Here is a 19882-nt window from a genome sequence, read left to right on the forward strand (position 1 = left end):
AGAGAGAAAGACAAGTCATGTCTGGGCAAACCATGCCTGCCCCCTCTCCTTCCTACACAAGCGGCTTTCCCTGTGTATACAAAGTACACAACCTAAGAAAGGCCTTTTCCGGCCTTGTAAGATAGGTACCTTTCAGATACGCCATGCACCGCATCCAGCTCTGTCTGGGAGAGACTGAGAAGTAGACAATAGGGGCATTGGCCTCCACGTAGGATTGAGGAAAGAATGCGGGACAGACCTGGTTTTTTACCATGTTTACAACGGTCAGGGTGCTGGTGGATTCAAACAGGATCTTGGGATGAAAGCCAGCCTGCTCAAAGGCCAGGTTGATCATGTCGCGCATTCTGGTCTCCTTGGAGATCAGGGTAAAGCATTCGTTTCTGAGAAGCTTTAAGTCCAGTTGGGGAAATGTTTCCCAGCTCCTCTCCCCTGCCAGATATGCTAGTGGGTGGCTTTTGGGCAGTCCCAGAACCATCAGTTCCTCCGCCATATCCAAGTATTCCAGATCCGGGTTTTTAAAGCTGCCTGAATAGGTCAGTCCGGCCAGGGTCACTTCCTTTTTCAGGAGCAGCTGCTCCATCTTCTTGACCCGCGCTTCCTGGATGCGGAATGTGACATTGGGATATTTTTGATGAAATACGGGGTAGACGTAGGAGAACATAAGGGAGCCACGCTCAGGGGTGTATGCCAGGGAGATCTCTCCGGTATTTTCCTCCGAAATATCGTGGATGATCTTGTACGTTTCTTTTTTCATATCCACCATCTGATGGGCAGTTGCCAGATAGATCCTGCCCGCAAAGGTGGGGATCATGCCGGTCTTCCTCCGCTCAAAAAGCCGGGTGCCAAGCTCTTTTTCCAGGCGGAGAAGCTGCTGGTTCAAGGCGGACTGGGTGAGGAACAGTTTTTGGGATGCTTTTAATATGCTCTGTTCCCGCTCAATGGCGATGATGTTTTCAATCTGATGAATGTCCATGGTATCTCCTTTTTATCATTTGTGATAGGGACGGTGCAATAGAGGCAGGCGTATAACTTAATTTAATTAAGTCTGATAATAAAAATGCATAAGTTGAAATAAGTTTACGTCTCCATTATAATCAAAACAGACAGATAACTCAAGCCGGTTGAGAAATGTGATCCGTATTTACCCATACCTAGATAGGAGGAATAACAAATGGCATTTCGATGCACAAAACCAACGCCCCATCCTGTAAAGACCCTGGCATATGAGCCCTGGGCCCTGACCGTCAAACCGTTTCAGGTATCCCCCAGGACCTGGTATGTAGCAGGACAGACCTGGGTGGGCTGCTATTTGATCGATACCGGCAGCGGACTGATCCTGATTGACACAGCCATTCCGGAAAGCATGTATCTGCTGGTGGATTCCATCTACCGGCTGGGATATAAACCAGAGGACATTAAGAAAATCCTTCTCAGCCACGCTCATTTTGATCACTGCGGGGCGGCCAGGGCCATGAAAGAACTGACGGGAGCTTCGGTGTACCTCTCCTCTGAAGATTATGAATTTTACCGGAAATGTCCCAAGGAAACCTTGGTACTGGATCCTGATTCTCATCCCCAGGATTTTACAGTGGATGCCTTTTACTCAGATGAAGAGCCGGTTACATTAGGGGACATATCCATCCGGACCATGCTTACCCCAGGGCATACCATCGGATGCACCAGCTTTTTCTGGGAGGAGAAAAACCCTGTGAACGGGGAAACGTATGTGGTTGCCATGCATGGGGGCGTGGGGGCCAACACAATGAATGACGACTATTATGCCTCCAGTACCTATCTGACCCCGGATCTGAGGACCAGGTTCCTGAGGGATGCAGAAAAATTAAAGGGGATCCATGTGGATATCGCCCTTCCAAGCCATCCCAACCAGATTGAGATTGTGGACAGGGCAGGACAGTATACCCATGAGGCCCAGCCGTATCTGGATGACACGGTGTGGGCAGAGTTTGTTGAGGAGAGAACACGCCAGGTAAGGGAACTGATGAAATAAACACAGGGGAGAAAAACAATGGAAATGTACATAGTATTGGCGGTAACGCTGTTTATGATGATATCATTTATACTGCACAAGGTACCCTTTGGAGTTACCACCATGGCATGCTGTCTGATCCTTGCAATGACGGGGATCATGGATGTCCAGTCAGCGTTCAGTGGTTTTGGAAATAAGATCGTGGTGCTGATCGCACCCATGCTGGCCCTGAGTTCCGTACTAACAAAGACCAGCCTGGTTGCCAGGATCAGTTCGGTCATGAATACCATTAAAGGAAGGCGGGGTATGCTGCTGGTGGCGTCATTTTTCCTGATCGGCGCCATATTTGCCCAGTTTATACCGACCACAGCAGCGATCACGATTTTGGTGGTGTTTTTATCAACCCTGGATAACACAGGGGATATTACGGCCAAGCGGGTCCTGCTTCCGCTGTTAGGCGTCATGGTTGCCTGGAAGTTCCGTTTTCCCATTGGCCTGGGTGCATCAACCTTTGCCACGGTCAACGGCATGTATGAGGGGATCATACCCAATCCCGAGTTTCAGCTGACCATGCTGGATCCATTTATCTTCTCCATTCCAGCCATGATCTTACTCACCCTGTACTGCCTTTTTTTCTGGAAGCTGATGCCAAGAAGTGAGGAGGATATCGACCAGTCAAAATTAAAGGAAACCAAAAAGGCGGAAATGCTGTCCCACGGGCAGGAAGTACTGGTATACGCTGTGTTTGCAGTGGTCATGCTCCTGATGATGCTGAATAAATGGACCGGTAACATGCTGTATCTGGCGCCGGGACTGGGTGTCCTGATCCTGATCTACGCCAAGATCCTCAGGGTGGATGAGGCTGTAAAAGGCATGACCTCCGACATGGTGTGGATGATAGCCGGTGTATTGGTGGTTGCGGACGCCCTGGGAAAATCCGGGGCAGGTAATGCGGTGGGAAATCTGATCCTCAGAGCCCTTGGCAGCAATCCCAGTTCCCTGACCGTAATGTTGATGTTCTCTGCAGCAACCGTTGTAATGACCACATTTTTATCCAATATGGCAACGCAGACGGTCCTGATCCCCATTGCCGCATCGGTGGCTCTGGCAGGAGGATGGGATCCAAGAGGGATCGTATTGATCATAGGTACCTGCAATTACTTTGCACTGGGATTTCCCTCAGGTTCAGGGGAGGCGGCCGTCTGTTTTGCCGCAGGTGGATATAATCCGGTAAAGGTGTTAAAATTCACATTCCCATTTATGATAGTGGCCATTCTGACATGCGCATTCACGGCAAATGTCATGTATCCTATTTATTGATGTGTACTGTAAAAAGGGAATCTATGCCGACTTAAAAATATAATAAACGGATTTTATGAAGAACGGTGCAGCCAACGGGCTGTGCCGTTTTTCTGTCTTTTAATTTTATTTTATAGGGATCGTAAAACTTCCGTGCATTCATTTCATTGCAAATATATATTTGAAAAGGAAATGAAATGGATTAGAGGAAATTCTGCAATGAATGTAGATCATGCACAAAAATAAAGGAAAAATACCAAATGTTTAACAATTGCCCCCTAAATCAAAAACCATTACAATTTATATATATTTTTGATAAAAAACAGATAAAAAGGGGGATAAAAATGTTTGAATTTACCCATAGGATTCGGTTTTCTCATGCAAAATATTATAGTTTTCGTCCGATCCCTCTTCCCAAGCCCTTTAAAGATGGTACGGGAGGATTTGGTAATTTTGCACCAGAGCGGGGATGTATCGAATTATATGACAGTGAAGGGGCATGCGCCCATTTGGCCTGTACAGGCCGTTTTGTTGAAATGATCCTGCCTTTGATATTAAACAATGAGACAAAATCTTTTAAGGAGTGGAAGCAGAGCCTGTATTGGAAATTCCGCAATGAGGGTTTCCAAAGCGGACCGGCAGTGGAGGTGGGGCAGTTGGAGATCATGATGATGGATATCCTGGCCCAAAGAGCAGGATTGCCTTTACACCGGTTCATGGGTGCTGAGAAGGATTGGGCGGCTGCCTATAAGGGAGGCGGTTCCCTGCTGCTTTCCGATGAGGAACTGGTTGAGGATATGCAGAGGTATGTGGAGGAGGGATACCGTACCGTAAAGTTCAAGGTAGGAAGCGATGAGGGAACCGATATGGGGCGTGACGTAAGACGCTTTAAAAAGGTGAGGGATGCTCTGGGAGAAGAAGTTGCGATTGCTGTGGACGCAAACCAGAGATGGAGCGTGGAGGAGGCCTGCCAATTTGGAAAAATGATAGAGGAGTATGATCCGGCCTGGTTTGAGGAACCGATACATGCCCATGATATGAACGGTATCAGGAGGCTGCATGAGCTGCTGCCGGATATACAGCTGGCGTTTGGGGAGTCCATGAGGATCTCTTATGCGTATGAAACATATGCGGAAAAGGGTGTGGGCCATTTGCAGCCTTCCTTTGGGCGGATGACCAGGATGGACGATCTGCTGCGTATCCGGGATATGGCCAGGGAAAAGGGGATCCGGTTCTCCTCCGGGGGGAGAGTTTACATGAATGCCAGTTTTGGATGCCTCTATGGGCCGGAAGAGTATATTGAGTTCCATGAGCCTCCTACTGTGCCGGTAGGCGAGTATACCATGTTTTGTCCTGAGGAACGGAACGGGAGGTTTTATGTATCAAAAGACGCGCCTGGAATTGCCCAGAGGATGAACGTGGAAAAGCTGGAGAAGGACGGGCTGCTACAGGGATATGAGATCTACCGTCCAATGTGACAAACAGGAACCGTACATAGCAAACATAGAAGAAAGGGGACTGGAAACGGAATGGGAAACAGGAGACGTATTATGAACCGGAAAAGCGCGCCGTACCTGATGATTCTGCCGTCTATGGCAATGATCGCGCTGTTTATGTTTTATCCGATCTTTATGACATTTTTTAACAGCTTCCACAATTATATTCTGACGCGGCCAAAGGATTATGGGTTTAACGGGCTTGACAATTATGTAAAGCTTTTTGAGGATCCCGTATTCTTTAAGGCGCTTAAGAACACCGTGGTGTGGACTATATGGAATGTGGTGCTTCAGGCAGGCTTTGGCCTTATGGTGGCTATCCTGATGAATACTGATTTTAAGGGGCGTAAGCTGTACCGCATGGTAGTATTTTCACCGTGGGCCTTTGGAGGCATGATCGTGGCGCTGGTGTTCAGTTACATGTTTACAGGTCAGACTGGAGTCATCAATGATATATTGATGCGGGCCGGGATCATAAAGGACCGTATCCCCTGGTTTGCCACAGGGACGCGGGCCATGGGGGTGCTGATCTTTACCACCACCTGGAGGGGCATCCCCTTCTTTGCAGTATCCTTTTTGGCCGCACTGCAGTCCATTCCTCATGATTATTATGAGGCGGCGGATGTGGATGGGGCAGGGGTAATATACCAGTTTCTGCATATAACCATGCCCCTGATCCGGAATACAGTGATCCTTACCACTATGCTGCGTACCATATGGACATTTAATATTGTGGATATCATTGCGGGTATGACGGCTGGAGGGCCCAACAACGCTACCATGACCCTGCCTATGTATCTGATGTCCAAGTTTAACGAGGGCATGGATATCGGATATTCCAGCTGTATGGCTGCTGTTATGGCGTTGATCCTGGCGATATTTGCAATCGGCTACTCCCTGGTGGGAGGATTTGGGAAGGAGGGAGATCTGTGATGACCTATGGACAAAAGAAACGGCTGAAAAAGAGACTGCTTAGGATCCTGACCGTCAATATACCGTTGATCCTATTGTTTGTGGTCATCGTGTTCCCGGTATATTGGACCGTAGTTACTTCATTAAAGGATGAATCTACCATATTGGATATTCCCATTAAGTATTTCCCAAGCCCTGTCACATTCAGCAATTATAAATATATCTGGGAGAATATGGGGTTTGATCACTATTTTTTCAACAGTGTACTTGTGACCGGAGTCAGCACCATTGCAAGCACTGTTATATCGGTGTTTGGCGGATATGCTATTTCCCGGTACCGGTTTAAGGGGAAAGGCCTATCCTATGGGGTGCTTCTGGTATCCCAGATGTTTCCTGGTGTGGTGTTAATGATCCCCCTGTTTGTTATTTTTAAAAACCTGGGGATCGTAAACTCCCCCTATTCACTGATGATCACCTATACAACGGTGCGGATCCCTTTTTGTATGATTATGATCAGCGGATTTGTATCCGGTGTATCCCCTGCATTGGAGGAGGCGGCGCAGATTGACGGCTGTACTATAATGCAGTCGGTTTTCCGGATCGTGGTTCCTACGATCGCGCCGGGGATCGTGGCTGCAGGCGCCTTTTCCTTTGTAAGTTCCTGGAATGAATATGTTTATGCATTTACCTTTTTAAGCAGTGAAAAGTATTTTACCCTTCCCATTGGTTTAAAACTGATGCAGGGGGAATTTACCGTGGCCTACGGAAGCCTGGCGGCAGGATGTGTGATGGCCCTGGTGCCTGTGCTGATCCTGTTTGCATATATTCAAAAATATCTGGTATCGGGATTGTCCTCAGGGGCTGTGAAGGGATAGGCTCCGGTTGGATTTAATAGATAACGGGCTTCCGGCCGGGATGCCTTTTATCATAGAGAAATGTTACTACAAAGGCATGCTGATAAAAGGCCCCAAAGGGCCGGCAGCAGATGACTGAAAGAAGGGAGAATAATTTATGAAGAAATTATTGGCGGTAACACTGGCAGCGGCGGTGCTCGCAGGTATGACAGGATGCGGCGGGAGTAAAGGCGAACCTGCATCATCCGCGGCGCCGGCCGCGGCAGCTCAGGGGAATGGAAATGAGATGGCTGAGACCACAGCACCAGAGACAGGGAAGGAGCCTGTAACCATTACATTCTGGCACAGGGACGGCAATACCACCTCAAATCCTATTTATGCGGAGGTGATCAAAAACTTTCAGGAGAAATATCCATGGATCACAGTGGAATACACGGGCCTGGCCTCTGATTCCTATACCCAGAAATTTAACACCGCGGTGGTGACGGAAAGCACGCCGGATGTGGGTACGATCAGCGATAAAGACCTCTACGCCCTGGTGGCCCAGGACGCCCTTATGCAGTTGGATGATGCCTTTAATGCCTGGGAGGAAAGGGATAACCTGCTCCCCAATATCGTAGAGCAGGCCAGGTTCTATGCACAGGATGGAAATCTCTACCTTTTAGGCTATGGCAAGACCCAGGAAACCTCCTGGTACAACACAAAGTGGCATGAGGAAAAGGGCATTGAGCCTGCCGGATCCATTGCGGACTTGAGAACGTATTGCGAGGAGTACGCGGAGGATGGAACGTACTATTTCTCTCTGCGGGGCGGTTCCGGATCTGCGGAAAACCTGTTTATGTTTATTCTGTCCTACGGCGGGGAGAAGGCTTTCTTTAACGAGGATGGGACCAGCACGCTGAATAACCCGAAGGTAGTGGAGGGGCTGGATTTTTACGCCAACCTGTATAAGGACGGCCTGGTATCCCACGATGCGATCTCCAACGGTTACCGTGAGATGGTGGCGGAGTTTGGCGCCGGAACAGCACAGTATATCATGCATAACTCTTCCTCTGTATCAGAGCATACAAAGAACCTGGGCGAGGGAAATTTCCTTCCGATCCGGCCTCTGGAAGGTGAGGATGGGATCGCTGTCTGCAAGGCTCCTACATTTATGGGATCTGTTGTGTTCAAGAACACTGAGCATCCGGAGGAGGCCGTTCTTTTTGCTGAATACCTGGCTTCCGCAGAAGGAGCAGGCTATGTGGACAGGAATGAGGGCCGTGTACCTGTAAACACAGGCATCTATGACCAGGATTGGTATAAGGAAAATCCCTACTTCCAGATCTATGCGGAATTTGAAAACGATCCGAACCTGGTATTTGCACAGTTTCCCATCTATCTGGATGGGTATGCAGAGTATGCGTCAAATGATATTGTAGCGGATCTTCAGGCTGTGATGATGGGGGATAAGACAGCACAGGAGGCCTGCGATAAGTGGGCCGCGGATCTGACCAGGCTGCAGCAGGAGTGGATGGCGGATTAACCTGACTGCAGGGCCGCTTATATGACAGATAAAAGGGACTGCCTCCGCGTATTGCCCGGAGGCGGACGGCTATAGAGGGTGTATATGAAAAGAACAACGGAATACAGGCAGACAAAACTGAGCTTTTCAAGGGCAGTTATATATGGACTGAGTCCGATTCCACAGAAGGAAGTATTCTATGATGCCACAGGAGGCCCCTTTACTCACACAAAGGTGGAGTTTTTAATGGAACTCTATGACAAGGAAGGGATTGCAGGGGTGATACCCTGCACATCCCTTATGGAGGAGCGCCTTCTCCCCTTGGTGCTTACAGGTGAGGAAAGGACGTTTGAGGAGTGGAGCCGGTTTCTGTATTGGAAATACCGCAACAATGGATTGGCGGGAGAAACCGTCCGGGAGATAGGCCGTTTTGAATTCGCCCTTCTGGATCTTATATCGAAGCGGGCGGGACTGCCGGCCCATCGGTTTCTGGGATCGGACAAGGATTGGGTACCCGTCTATGGAAGCGGCGGCAGCACCCACTTAGAGGGGCTTTCCCTGGCAAAGGAGATGGAAGGATTCCTTTCACATGGACATCGGATCGTAAAGATGAAGGTGGGTACGGATTTCGGGACAAGGCTTGACCGGGATGTGGAGCGGGTAAAGCTGGCCCGCGGTGTCATAGGACCGGATGTGGGCCTGGCCCTGGACGCCAACCAGGTGTTTACCGTGGGGCAGGCGCTGGAGTTTGCCAAGCGGGTGGAGGAGTATGACATTGCGTGGTATGAAGAACCCCTGCACAGTCTGGATTACTTTGGCTATCGTGACCTGGCAGAGCAATGCCCCATCCCTGTATCCTCAGGGGAGAGTTTTTATAACCACTATATGTTCCAGCCGCTGCTGGAAACAAAGGTGAGGCATTTTCAGCCGGTGGCAGCAAGTTTTGATGGGATTGAGGATTGGTTTGAGGTAAATGCCATGGCCAAGGAATGCGGCGCCGTGATATCATCCGGCGGCCTGCCCATGCTTTCCGCAGTGATGATCGCAAATGCCGGGGAAAACGCAATGGTAGAATTTTTAGAGCCCTGCAACCAGCCCCTGCTTGATTATATGGATATCCGGGTGGAAAGAAAAGACGGCAGGTTCTACTTCCCGGATGCGGCCGGGCTGCCCTGCCATTTTGATATGGGCAGGCTTGACAAAGAAGGATTTTTAAAATCTAAAAAAATAATAGGGGCATAAGGATATGTTTGATAAGGGATTAGATGTAATGCTGAAATTCGATGGGGCGGCGGTGTATACCTTTGTTCCCAAGGAGCTTCCGGTGGATTTCTGGGATTCCACGGGAGGGCCTTTTCACTACTGGAATATGACACATCTTGTGGAACTGTATGAAGCCGGCGGGATCACGGGAACCATGATCTGTACTGAGCGTATGGAGAAGGTAATACTGCCCCACATCCTGACCGGAGAGACGAAGACGGCAGAACAGTGGCTTGACCGGGTGTACTGGCAGAACCGGAACAATGGATTTAACGCAGAGAGCGCTTACGAATACGGAAGATTTGAATTTCTGATCTATGATATATTGGCCAAAATGGATGGAAAGCCCCTGCATCGTTATCTGGGGGCGGAAAAGGACAGCCTGGCGGCCTATGGGAGCGGCTGCGGTACTAACCTGACAGATTGTCAGATGGTACAGGAACTGGAGGATTTCCTAAAGGCCGGATACAAGACAGTGAAGATGAAAATTGCCTCAAATTTCGGCGCGGATCTGGACAATGATATCCGGCGCATTGCCCTGGCCAGAAAGACCATAGGGGACAGCATTGGACTGGCAATTGATGGAAACCAGTATTTTAAGCCGGAGACAGCCCTGGAATTTATAAAGAGGGCCAATGAGTATAACATTGAGTGGTATGAGGAACCGGTCCATTGCTGTGATTTTGAAGGCCTGTCCTGGTTGACAAAGCGTTCCCCTGTGGATATCGCCATGGGAGAGTCCATGAGAAACCACTATATGTTCCGGGAGTACTTAAACAGAGGAGTGAAGCATTTTCAGCCATGTCCTTCTAATATGGCGGGGATCAGGGAGTGGATGGCTATCAGGGATATGGCCCGGGAAAACAAAATTAAGCTGACTTCCGGCGGCCTTCCGTATATGGCATCCCCGTTGATCGCTACGGCGGATGATGAGGCCAGGCAGGAGTATCTGGCGCCCATTGAAAGCCTTCAGAGGGAGTATCTGTCGGTGAAGTGGGAGATTAAGAATGGAAGATTCTATCTGCCGGACATTCCCGGGGTTCCTTTTGTGGTAGACCTGACATCCATGAGAAGGCATTGCCTGATTGCGAAAAAGGAGTATTTTTATCCCGGGAAATAGTCCTGGTATTACATAGACAGCGGCGGCCGGTGTTGGAATTTGGGAGAAGATATGGGACTTGAGACAGGATATGAGGATCTTAGATTAGGAATCCAGCCCTTCTGGTTTTGGAACGGAGGGATGGAAACGGAGGAGATCCTGCGGCAAATTGAAGAGATGCATAAGCAGGAGATCCAGGGCTTTATCATCCATCCCCGCCAGGGGATGGATGTTCCGTATTTATCGGAACTTTTTATGGAAAAGGTGGAAATTGCCGTCCAGGCGGCCGGGGAGAGGGGAATGGAGGTATGGCTCTATGACGAGTATCCTTATCCCAGCGGCGTGACAGCGGGCCAGGTGCTTTTAGACCATCCGGAGTACCAGTGTAAGAAGCTGGAGATGAGGTCGTGTACGGCAGAGGGCAAAGAGCGTGTTGTCCTTGACCTGCCCTGGGGCCAGGTGCTGTCGGCCATGGCCTATCCTTCTAAGGAAGGGAAAATTGAATGGAAAAAGGGGATCGGGCTTTTGGAATATACGGGAATCTCCTACAGCCAGGAGATCTTCCAGTTCAGCGGCCTGACAGATTATAACAGGAAGCGGTATTTTACAGGGGGACAAAAGAAACAGCTTCAGTGGGAGGCGCCGGAGGGAAGCTGGCAGATTTATGTGTTCACAGAGGTGGTAATGACAGGATTTAAGTATTTTGGAACGTATGTGGATACCCTGAATCCCAACGCTGTGCGCGCTTACCTGGATACTACCCATGAGCGGTATGCCAAGAGGCTTGGGAGGTATTTTAAAACGGTGATCAAGGGGATCTTTACCGATGAGATCACGGCTTTTCCTCCGGACAGGCCCTGGTCAACTCTGCTGCCTGACCTTATAATAAAGCGGACAGGCATAGAGATCCTTTCGTACCTTCCGGTGCTTTTTGGGATTTCCATGGGGGACATGACGGACCGGGTCCTGTATGCATATTGGGATACCTGCACAGAGGCTTTTACAGAGAGCTATGACAGGCAGGTATCCCGCTGGTGTGAGGACCATGGACTGCTGTTCATAGGAGAAAAGCCTATTATGAGAAGCAGCTCTCTCCGCTATATGCACTGCCCGGGCGTGGATGCCGGGCATCAGAAAGCGGGGGTGCATCCTCTGATCGCTCCTGGCAAATACAGGGCCAACGCCAAATTTGCTGCATCAGCAAGACATTTTTATGGAGGCAGGGCGGCTCTGTGCGAGGCTTTTCACAGTATTGGCTGGGGAATGACATTACAGGATATGAAGTGGACATTTGACTGGCTGGCCGTTCAGGGAATCCAATGGTTTGTGATCCACGCCTTTTACTATACATCCAACGGCCTGAAAAAATATGATGCCCCTCCCTCCGCTTTTTATCAGATGCCCTGGTGGAAGGATATGAAGGAGTTGAGTGCGTATGCCGGCTACATTACAGAACCAAACCGCACGCTCCGCCGCATCGTTCCCCTGCTCCTTGTGGATCCGGTCACCTCCTTGTGGACGGCAGGGAAGGGGCAGGATGAAAAGAAGAAGCAGTTTGGCCGGCTTCAGGAACTGTTTTTAAAATACAGGCTGGACTACTATGTGATCGATCCGGGGCTTCTTGCAGCGGGAGAGGTCTGCCGGGATGAGGAGGGGGTGGGGATCCGCATCAATGGGGAGCGGTTTTCAGCAGTGGTGCTCCCCTATCTGGATAATCTGGAGGATGCATGTTTCCGGAAGGTGGAAGAGTTCACTGAGGCAGGTGGGATTACAGCGGCAGTGGGAAGCCTGCCGGAGAAACAGATCCAGACACTGGATCCCGGACCGTGGATGAAGGAGTGGCTGGAAATGGGCAGAGGCAATGGTTTTTATGTGAGGGAGGGGGAGACACTGTGCCGCTGCCTTAAGGAACGCCTGGGTGGATACAAGCTTGAGGCAGCCGATGGCCGGGGAATGGAGGACGTGTTCTCCGCGGAATACGGCAGAGCGGATGGAAGAAGGGTCTATTTTCTGGTAAATGCAGGCCCGGCGGAGCGGTGGATTAGTGGTAATATAGTGGATGGATCCCTGCGCCTGGCACCCTTTGGATCAGGTATCTTTACCGCGGATGGAAATGGAATGATCCGGGGAGGGATGGGAACAGAGGAGCGGACCGTGGAGCTTTCCCTGGACGGGGAATGGCGCCTGGCATTAAAAAGGCCCAATGTACTGCGCCTTGGAAGATGGTCTCTGCGGGCGGAGGGCACCGGACAGAAGGCACCGGACGTGGAGCCCATGCCGGTGGTGGATCAGCTGGAAAAAGGAAAGATGCTGATTCCGGTTGCGCTGAAACGGCAGTTCGGCTGTCCAAAAGAGCTGGAACTTTCAGAGGATGACTATGAGTACCAAACATCATTTTCAGTAGATGATCCCTCCGTGCTGACAGAGCCGGTCTATTTGGCCATGGAGCCGGAGGCTGTCAGGGGTTCCTTTCGGATATGGCTGAATGACCGGCCTTTGGATGAGATGTTTGAGACAAAGGAGCTGTGGCTTCCTAATAATCTGGCGGTGGAGTGCGGCAAACGGCTGCAGATGGGGGAAAACAAACTGCGGCTTGTGGTCCGTTGCAAGGAAAACTTTGACGGGCTGCGCTGTCCGCTGTACCTGGCCGGTGCATTTTCCGTAAGGATCAAAGGTCTTGGCTGGGGGATCGGGGCACTTAAGAAGTCCGTGCCATTAAAGGATCCGGAGGCCGGGGGGATCCCCTTTTACGGTGGAGTGGCTGAATATGAAAAGGATATCATAATGGAAGGGGCTGCTGCGGGGGAACCGTTCACTCTTGCCATAAGGGATTCCTGGCTTCAGGACAGCGTGGAACTGTGGGTAAATGGCGTATGCCTGGGAACGCGGGCCTGGTCGGAGTATGGCTGGAGGATTCCGGGAACACTTTCCACGGACGGACCGGTTACAGTCAGGCTGGTGATAGCCGGTACACTGCTGGGCCTGAACGAGGGGCAGCGCTTTTGCCCAAAGAGCCATCGATACGTGAATTACCAAGGGGAAGAGGAGGAGATCCAGGCTTATGAGGCGGTAATCTATAAATAGGGGCGATAACAGAAAGTAGGGATAGGATGGCAGGAATTGCATTTTTTGCACCGGATCAGGGCGTATATGATATGGCAAAGGAGGTTCTGGCAGAAAACCCGGGAAACATTTCCCTTCTAAAGAAGATTGAAGGAGGACCAGATGCGGTGGCGGAGGCGAGAAAGGCGGTGTCGGATGGTATCACCATCATTATTGCCAGGGGCCGCCAAGCCAGGCTGATCGAGCAGTATACCAATATCACGGTGATCCATATTGTCCTGACAGCCCAGGAGATGGGACTTTTAGTCATGGATCTGAAGGAGAAGATAGGAAAAGAACATCCACGCATCGGGCTGGTGGGGGATCCCAATATGTTCTGCGATACCACATGCTTTGATCAGCTGTTCGGAGTACAGCTGTTCCGATATTATCTGGATGAGGGGTACAATTTCCAAAAGGTGCTGACAGATGGGATCTTTGAGGAACTGGACGGGATCATAGGCGGAGCGGATGTGCTGGCTTATACAAAGAATTTCCGCAATGATAACATTGCATCGGGATATTTTTACTCCACAATGGAATCAGTGAGGAATGCAATTATCCAGGCGGAGGCTTTGTACCAGGCCATTCAGAAGGAGAAGAGCAACAGCGTCCGGTTTGCCGCCGCCATGGAGGGGGCGGTAAACGGTATGCTGCAGGTTGATAAAAAGGGCGCTATCACTGTAATGAACCATGCCATGGAGCTGATGCTGCGCCAGTCCATCACTGATGTAAAGGGAAAAGCCGTCACGGCTGTCCTGGGTGATATGGATAAGAAAGAGGTGGAAAAGGTCCTGGGAAGCACGAAGGAAACTTACTGCTCCATTGCCTGTATCGGCCGGGAACGGGTGATGATCATGATGACGCCCATTGTCATTGCGGATCAGGCGGACGGGGCGATCATTTCCTGTAATAAGATTAAACGCCCGGTCAGTGCTGATGAGACAAAGCGGATGAAGGACCAGTACCTGTGCGGATATATTGCCAAACATTCTTTTTCAGATATTGAGTATCTCAGCCAGGGAATGCCAAAAACCGTCCAGCTGGCAAAATGTTATGCCATATCCGACAGCCCTGTGATCATCTGGGGAAACCCTGGGGATGAGAGGGAAGAGATGGCCCAGGCGATCCACAACCACAGCCTGCGAAAGTCAGGCGCCTATATCTCTGTAAATATTGCGGGGCTTTCCGATGAGGCCCAGATCGACCTGCTGTTTGGGAAGCGTTTTCTGAACCCGGATTCCAGGGAACAGACCAAAGGAGCGCTTTTGGCTGCGGAGAACGGTACCCTGTGCATCAATGCGCTGGATAAAATGGGGACCAGAACCCAGTACTTCCTTAATAATATTATCCAGAACAATACCCTTCTCTACAATGATCTGGACCGGATCCAGAATGTAAATACCCGTCTGATTGGCACCACCACCAAGGACATGAGGAAACTCCTGGAAATGGGGCTGTTCAGGGATGATCTGTATTATGCGTTCTGTTCCATGGCGCTGCGGATTCCGCCTCTGAGGGAGAGAAAGCAGGATATTGAACGGCTTGTTACGATTTACATCTCCCATTATGTGGAAAAATATTCCACCTTCCATGTACTCACGGACAATGCCAAGAGGATCCTCATTGAATATTCATGGAAAGGAAATCTGGTGCAGCTGAAGCATTTCTGCGAGAGATGCGTTCTGACCTCAGGGAGGCGGATCATGACGGACAGGTATGTTATGGAGCTTCTGGAGGAGTTATACGGGAGGGAGGAACAGGTTCCCGGATTGGAAGCCGGAAACAGGAACATGGAGGAGGCGGACCGGGAACTCCTGTACCTGACATTACAAAAATATAACGGCAACAAGACATTGACTGCCAAGGCTCTGGATATCAGTACCACCACATTGTGGAGAAGGCTGAAAAAATATGGGATCGATTAGGAAAAACTTAAGGGTATACATTAAAAATATCTTATGTTATACTAATTTAGTATATTTTTGCGCCAAGGGGGACCATCAGAATGCTGGGTTTTAACGATATATTAGGTCATGAACAGATAAAGGATCATTTCCGGAACGCGGTTCAGACAGGGAAGGTTTCCCATGCTTATATATTAAGCGGAGAGGCCGGCATGGGGAGGAAATCCCTGGCCAATGCGTTTGCGCTGAACCTGCTGTGTGAGAAGGGGCTGCCGGATCCATGTATGCAGTGCCACGCATGTAAGCAGGTGCTGGCGGGAAGCCATCCGGACCTGATCTATGTGACCCATGAAAAGCCGGCCAGTATTGGCGTGGATGATATCAGGGAACAGATCAATGACACTATTCTGGTAAGACCCTACAGCAGTTACTATAAAATTTATATTGTGGATGAAGCGGAAAAGATGACGGTCCAGGCCCAGAACGCCCTTTTAAAGACCATTGAGGAGCCGCCCTCCTATGCGGTGATCCTGCTTCTGACCACGAATCCGGACGCATTTCTTCCAACCATCCTTTCACGGTGTGTGCAGCTGAAGCTGAAGCCCCTTAAGGATGTGGTGGTAAAGGAATATCTGATCCAGTCCCTTGGGGTGGAGGAGAGCCAGGCTGAGATCTACGCTGCTTTTGCCAGGGGAAACCTGGGCAAGGCCATTCATCTGGCGGAGTCAGAGGATTTTAAACGGATGTATGATGAGATCCTTCATATGCTGAAGCACTTGAAGGAGGCGGATATATCGGAGCTTTTAGATTATATCCATAAGCTTCGGGAGGAGAACCTGGATATCTACAGCTGTCTGGATTTCATGCAGATGTGGTACCGGGATGTTCTCATGTATAAGACCACAAAGGATATTAATCTGCTGATATTCAAGGATGAGTTTTCAACCATTAAGTCCATGAGTACGGTCAGCGGATATGAGGGACTGGAGCGCATACTGGAAGCCATTGACAAGGCCAGGATACGCCTGGATGCCAATGTTAACACAGAGCTTGTGATGGAGCTGATGCTTTTGACCATGAAGGAGAACTAGTATTAGGACAGACAGTATTAGGACAGACGATATTAGGACAGATGATATTAGGACAGACGGTTTTTAGGATAGATGCGGATTGAGATGGATAGATGGCCTGGGAGCGCGACCTGAGCGGGTCGGCAAAGGGCCGGCAAGAGAAGGAGAACACGGAATGATAACAGTGATCGGAGTGCGTTTTCGCACAGCGGGAAAGATTTATTATTTTGACCCGGCAGGCCGGGAAGTTAAGACTGGGGACCACGTGATCGTGGAGACTGCCAGGGGAATTGAATATGGATATGTGGTGCTGGGCAACCGTGAGGTGGATGAGTCCAAGGTGGTACCGCCGTTAAAGCCTGTGATCCGTATGGCGACCGCAGAGGATGAGGCTGCGGAGAGCAGGAATAAGACAAAGGAAAAAGAAGCGTTCAGGATCTGCCAGGAGAAGATCAAGAAGCATAACCTGGAGATGAAGCTGATCGATGCTGAATATACATTTGACAATAATAAGGTGCTGTTTTATTTTACGGCTGACGGAAGGATCGACTTCAGGGAACTGGTAAAGGACCTGGCCAGTGTGTTTAAGACCAGGATCGAGCTGCGCCAGGTGGGCGTAAGGGATGAGACAAAGATCATGGGTGGGATCGGCATCTGCGGCAGGGCCCTGTGCTGCCATTCCTATCTGTCCGAGTTCATACCTGTGTCCATTAAGATGGCAAAGGAGCAGAACCTGTCCCTGAACCCCACCAAGATATCCGGCGTGTGCGGAAGGCTGATGTGCTGCCTTAAGAATGAGGAGGAGACATATGAAGTCTTAAACAGCAGGCTGCCCAACCAGGGTGATTATGTGACCACCAATGACGGTTTAAAAGGTGAGGTCCAGAGCGTCAATGTGCTGCGCCAGCAGGTAAAGGTGATCGTCACCGTTGACAAGGATGAAAAAGAGATCCGAGAGTATAAGGTAGACCAGCTGAAGTTCAAGCCCAGAAAGAAAAAGGGCAAAGGCGGGGAGAAGCAGGCGGCCGATGGGCCGGACGCGGAGCTGAAGCAGCTGGAAGCCCTTGAGAAAAGGGAAGGCAAGTCAAAGCTGGATAATAATTAAGGCTGCCGGGAGGATGATCGAGTGGAACATACATGGACCCAGGCAGGCCCGGTGATGCTTCGGGATGATGAGCGCATCGATGACCTGCAGAGGAATCATTATGGTATTATCCAGAGAAAAGGCGCTTTTTGTTTTGGTATGGATGCAGTGCTTTTATCAGGATTTGCAGTGGTAAAAAAGGGGGAGCGGGTGCTGGACCTGGGAACAGGGACAGGCATCATCCCCATCCTTTTAACTGCAAAGACAGAGGGAGAGCATTTTACAGGGCTGGAGATTCAGGAAGAATCTGCGGATATGGCCAGGCGCAGCGTTCGATACAACCATCTGGAGGATAAGGTGGAGATTGTCACGGGAGACATTGTGGAGGCCGGCGGTCTATTTGCCCTGGCCTCTTTTGATGTGGTCACATCCAACCCGCCCTATATGAATGATGCCCATGGGCTTAAGAATCCCGGGGATGCCAAGGCCATTGCGCGGCATGAGGTCAAGTGCACCCTGGATGACGTGGTGCGGGAGGGGACCAGGCTTTTGAAGCCGGGAGGACGGTTCTATATGGTCCACAGGCCCAGGCGCCTGATCGAGATCATCCAGACCATGAAGCGGCATGGGCTGGAGCCAAAGCGGATGAAGATGGTCCACCCGTATGTGGACCGGGAGGCCAATATGGTGCTCATTGAGGCGGTGAGGGGCGGCGGAGCTCTTTTAAAGGTGGAGCCGCCGGTGATCGTGTTTGACCGGGAGGGGGAGTACTCCCGGGAGATACGCACCACTTATGGATATTGAGGCCGGACATTATAACACTATAGTAATAGAAGGGAGCGGCTTATGGCAGGCAAGTTATATCTGTGTGCAACGCCCATCGGCAACCTGGAGGACATTACCTTCAGGGTACTCAGAACATTAAAGGAAGTGGATCTGATCGCGGCAGAGGATACCCGCCACAGCATCAAGCTTCTGAACCATTTTGAGATTAGGACACCTATGACCAGTTATCATGAGTATAACAAGGTGGATAAAGCCAGGTATCTGGTGGAACAGCTGCAGTCAGGGGTGAACATTGCACTGATCACCGATGCAGGAACCCCCGGCATATCGGATCCCGGGGAGGAGCTGGTGCGCCAGTGCTATGAGGCGGGGGTTGAGGTCACATCCCTTCCAGGGCCTGCGGCCTGTGTCACAGCCCTTACCATGTCGGGTCTGTCCACAAGGCGGTTTTGTTTTGAGGCATTCCTGCCCGCTGAGAAGAGTGATAAGAAGGAACGGCTCAGGATTCTTAAGGAGCTAAAGGATGAGACCCGGACCATCATTATATATGAAGCGCCCCATCATCTGGTGAAAACACTGGATGACCTATATGGGACGTTGGGGAACAGGAGGATAACCATTCTCAGGGAGCTGACCAAGAAATTTGAGACTGCCTTCAGAACTACCTTTGAGGAGGCCCTGTCAGTCTACGGACAGGAGGAGCCAAAGGGGGAATGTGTGATCGTAATAGAAGGAAAATCCCCTCAGGAGCTTAAGCAGGAACGGATCAGGACTTGGGAGGAAATGTCCATAGAGGAACATATGGACCATTATATATCCATGGGACAGGATAAGAAGGAGGCCATGAAGTCAGTGGCCGGGGACCGGGGGATCAGTAAGAGGGATGTGTACCAGCAGCTTTTGCAGGGCCCTGCCTGAAGATCCATTCATAAAACACATTAATAAATATAAGAAAGAACCCATGGCTATCCTCCCTTTTAAGGGATGCCGTGGGTTCTTTCTATGTAGATTTGTTTTACTCAGCCACATTCAGGCCGGCCAGCTTAGCCAGGGCGATAACGGACTGTTTAGAAACCTTCTTACCTTCGTATTCAAGCAGTTCATCGGTACTGCCGGTAAAGATATCGGCACATTCCGCTTTCTTGAGGATGATACAGTCGTCCTGGACCGTAATTTCCAGGCCATCCTTAACGTCCAGATCCAGACTTCTTCTTAATTCAATGGGAAGCGTGATTCTGCCAAGCTCATCCAGTTTACGAATAACACCTGTAGTCTTCATGATTTTCAACCCCCTTATATAAAGATTTATCCCCTTTTACAAATTAAACTTACCAAATTTAGTAATGAAAGTCAATATATGTAAATGTTAGAAATGGTAAGAAATGGCAAAGTGCAGTAAACTTTGCAAAAAGCGACAAAAAATATTTCTTGACAAATAGATATCTTTCCTGTAGTATTACTTTGATGTTCAAAGTATTTCCGTTATGGAGACAAAAAAGGAAGGCGAGAGTCCGCTTAT

General features: G+C 50.0%; 16 protein-coding genes. 14 read left to right on the plus strand and 2 right to left on the minus strand.

What is annotated here, in order from left to right; all coding sequences use genetic code 11:
- Positions 1 to 52: 52 nt before the first annotated feature.
- Complete coding sequence (locus CLFS41_RS05410; RefSeq protein WP_045091684.1) at positions 53 to 973, minus strand: LysR family transcriptional regulator; 921 nt, start codon at positions 971 to 973, stop codon at positions 53 to 55.
- 198 nt (positions 974 to 1171) lie between these two features.
- Here CLFS41_RS05410 and CLFS41_RS05415 point away from each other — a divergent pair, with 198 nt between their 5' ends.
- The 14 genes from CLFS41_RS05415 (at position 1172) to rsmI (ending at position 19281) form a co-directional block, all read left to right on the plus strand.
- Positions 1172 to 2008, plus strand: a complete 837-nt coding sequence (locus CLFS41_RS05415; RefSeq protein WP_045091685.1) for an MBL fold metallo-hydrolase — start codon at positions 1172 to 1174, stop codon at positions 2006 to 2008.
- An 18-nt stretch (positions 2009 to 2026) separates the two neighbouring features.
- The gene (locus CLFS41_RS05420) at positions 2027 to 3307 is read left to right on the plus strand and encodes an SLC13 family permease (protein ID WP_045091686.1); all 1281 of its coding nucleotides are present in this window, start codon (positions 2027 to 2029) and stop codon (positions 3305 to 3307) included.
- A gap of 323 nt (positions 3308 to 3630) precedes the next feature.
- Positions 3631 to 4764 carry an enolase C-terminal domain-like protein gene (locus CLFS41_RS05425; RefSeq protein WP_045091687.1) on the plus strand — a complete coding sequence of 378 codons (1134 nt, stop codon included), beginning with the start codon at positions 3631 to 3633 and terminating at the stop codon, positions 4762 to 4764.
- 72 nt (positions 4765 to 4836) lie between these two features.
- Positions 4837 to 5715 (plus strand): sugar ABC transporter permease, encoded by an 879-nt coding sequence (locus tag CLFS41_RS05430; protein WP_048931058.1) that lies wholly within the window; start codon positions 4837 to 4839, stop codon positions 5713 to 5715.
- Positions 5715 to 6569, plus strand: coding sequence for a carbohydrate ABC transporter permease (locus tag CLFS41_RS05435; RefSeq protein WP_045091689.1), 855 nt, complete (start codon positions 5715 to 5717; stop codon positions 6567 to 6569). The genes CLFS41_RS05430 and CLFS41_RS05435 overlap by 1 nt, the downstream gene beginning before the upstream one ends.
- Positions 6570 to 6705: 136 nt before the next feature.
- Complete coding sequence (locus CLFS41_RS05440) at positions 6706 to 8073, plus strand: sugar ABC transporter substrate-binding protein (RefSeq protein WP_007870558.1); 1368 nt, start codon at positions 6706 to 6708, stop codon at positions 8071 to 8073.
- A gap of 84 nt (positions 8074 to 8157) precedes the next feature.
- The gene (locus tag CLFS41_RS05445; RefSeq protein WP_007870555.1) at positions 8158 to 9294 is read left to right on the plus strand and encodes a mandelate racemase/muconate lactonizing enzyme family protein; all 1137 of its coding nucleotides are present in this window, start codon (positions 8158 to 8160) and stop codon (positions 9292 to 9294) included.
- 4 nt (positions 9295 to 9298) lie between these two features.
- Positions 9299 to 10435 (plus strand): mandelate racemase/muconate lactonizing enzyme family protein, encoded by a 1137-nt coding sequence (locus CLFS41_RS05450; RefSeq protein ID WP_048931057.1) that lies wholly within the window; start codon positions 9299 to 9301, stop codon positions 10433 to 10435.
- A 51-nt stretch (positions 10436 to 10486) separates the two neighbouring features.
- Positions 10487 to 13498 (plus strand): glycosyl hydrolase, encoded by a 3012-nt coding sequence (locus tag CLFS41_RS28920; protein WP_048931056.1) that lies wholly within the window; start codon positions 10487 to 10489, stop codon positions 13496 to 13498.
- A gap of 26 nt (positions 13499 to 13524) precedes the next feature.
- Complete coding sequence (locus CLFS41_RS05460) at positions 13525 to 15444, plus strand: sigma-54-dependent Fis family transcriptional regulator (protein ID WP_007870548.1); 1920 nt, start codon at positions 13525 to 13527, stop codon at positions 15442 to 15444.
- An 80-nt stretch (positions 15445 to 15524) separates the two neighbouring features.
- Positions 15525 to 16514 (plus strand): DNA polymerase III subunit delta', encoded by a 990-nt coding sequence (gene holB, locus CLFS41_RS05465; protein ID WP_007870546.1) that lies wholly within the window; start codon positions 15525 to 15527, stop codon positions 16512 to 16514.
- A 154-nt stretch (positions 16515 to 16668) separates the two neighbouring features.
- A complete protein-coding gene (locus CLFS41_RS05470) occupies positions 16669 to 17598 on the plus strand; it encodes a stage 0 sporulation family protein (protein WP_007870544.1) in 930 nt (309 codons plus the stop codon).
- A gap of 54 nt (positions 17599 to 17652) precedes the next feature.
- The gene (locus CLFS41_RS05475) at positions 17653 to 18381 is read left to right on the plus strand and encodes a tRNA1(Val) (adenine(37)-N6)-methyltransferase (RefSeq protein ID WP_045091716.1); all 729 of its coding nucleotides are present in this window, start codon (positions 17653 to 17655) and stop codon (positions 18379 to 18381) included.
- A 42-nt stretch (positions 18382 to 18423) separates the two neighbouring features.
- Positions 18424 to 19281 (plus strand): 16S rRNA (cytidine(1402)-2'-O)-methyltransferase, encoded by an 858-nt coding sequence (gene rsmI / locus CLFS41_RS05480; protein ID WP_045091690.1) that lies wholly within the window; start codon positions 18424 to 18426, stop codon positions 19279 to 19281.
- Between the two features lie 97 nt (positions 19282 to 19378).
- Here rsmI and CLFS41_RS05485 read toward each other — a convergent pair whose 3' ends face one another.
- Positions 19379 to 19642 carry an AbrB/MazE/SpoVT family DNA-binding domain-containing protein gene (locus CLFS41_RS05485; protein WP_007870516.1) on the minus strand — a complete coding sequence of 88 codons (264 nt, stop codon included), beginning with the start codon at positions 19640 to 19642 and terminating at the stop codon, positions 19379 to 19381.
- Positions 19643 to 19882 lie beyond the last annotated feature (240 nt).

It is taken from the genome of Clostridium sp. FS41 (genome assembly GCF_000954015.1).
GTDB classification, from domain to species: domain Bacteria; phylum Bacillota; class Clostridia; order Lachnospirales; family Lachnospiraceae; genus Enterocloster; species Enterocloster citroniae.

Excerpts from the sequence above, each read along its gene's own strand:
- CLFS41_RS05410 (WP_045091684.1), bottom strand. The coding sequence starts at position 973 with ATGGACATTCATCAGATTGAAAACATCATCGCCATTGAGCGGGAACAG.
- CLFS41_RS05415 (WP_045091685.1), top strand. The coding sequence starts at position 1,172 with ATGGCATTTCGATGCACAAAACCAACGCCCCATCCTGTAAAGACCCTG.
- CLFS41_RS05420 (WP_045091686.1), top strand. The coding sequence starts at position 2,027 with ATGGAAATGTACATAGTATTGGCGGTAACGCTGTTTATGATGATATCA.
- CLFS41_RS05425 (WP_045091687.1), top strand. The coding sequence starts at position 3,631 with ATGTTTGAATTTACCCATAGGATTCGGTTTTCTCATGCAAAATATTAT.
- CLFS41_RS05430 (WP_048931058.1), top strand. The coding sequence starts at position 4,837 with ATGAACCGGAAAAGCGCGCCGTACCTGATGATTCTGCCGTCTATGGCA.
- CLFS41_RS05435 (WP_045091689.1), top strand. The coding sequence starts at position 5,715 with ATGACCTATGGACAAAAGAAACGGCTGAAAAAGAGACTGCTTAGGATC.
- CLFS41_RS05440 (WP_007870558.1), top strand. The coding sequence starts at position 6,706 with ATGAAGAAATTATTGGCGGTAACACTGGCAGCGGCGGTGCTCGCAGGT.
- CLFS41_RS05445 (WP_007870555.1), top strand. The coding sequence starts at position 8,158 with ATGAAAAGAACAACGGAATACAGGCAGACAAAACTGAGCTTTTCAAGG.
- CLFS41_RS05450 (WP_048931057.1), top strand. The coding sequence starts at position 9,299 with ATGTTTGATAAGGGATTAGATGTAATGCTGAAATTCGATGGGGCGGCG.
- CLFS41_RS28920 (WP_048931056.1), top strand. The coding sequence starts at position 10,487 with ATGGGACTTGAGACAGGATATGAGGATCTTAGATTAGGAATCCAGCCC.
- CLFS41_RS05460 (WP_007870548.1), top strand. The coding sequence starts at position 13,525 with ATGGCAGGAATTGCATTTTTTGCACCGGATCAGGGCGTATATGATATG.
- holB (WP_007870546.1), top strand. The coding sequence starts at position 15,525 with ATGCTGGGTTTTAACGATATATTAGGTCATGAACAGATAAAGGATCAT.
- CLFS41_RS05470 (WP_007870544.1), top strand. The coding sequence starts at position 16,669 with ATGATAACAGTGATCGGAGTGCGTTTTCGCACAGCGGGAAAGATTTAT.
- CLFS41_RS05475 (WP_045091716.1), top strand. The coding sequence starts at position 17,653 with ATGCTTCGGGATGATGAGCGCATCGATGACCTGCAGAGGAATCATTAT.
- rsmI (WP_045091690.1), top strand. The coding sequence starts at position 18,424 with ATGGCAGGCAAGTTATATCTGTGTGCAACGCCCATCGGCAACCTGGAG.
- CLFS41_RS05485 (WP_007870516.1), bottom strand. The coding sequence starts at position 19,642 with ATGAAGACTACAGGTGTTATTCGTAAACTGGATGAGCTTGGCAGAATC.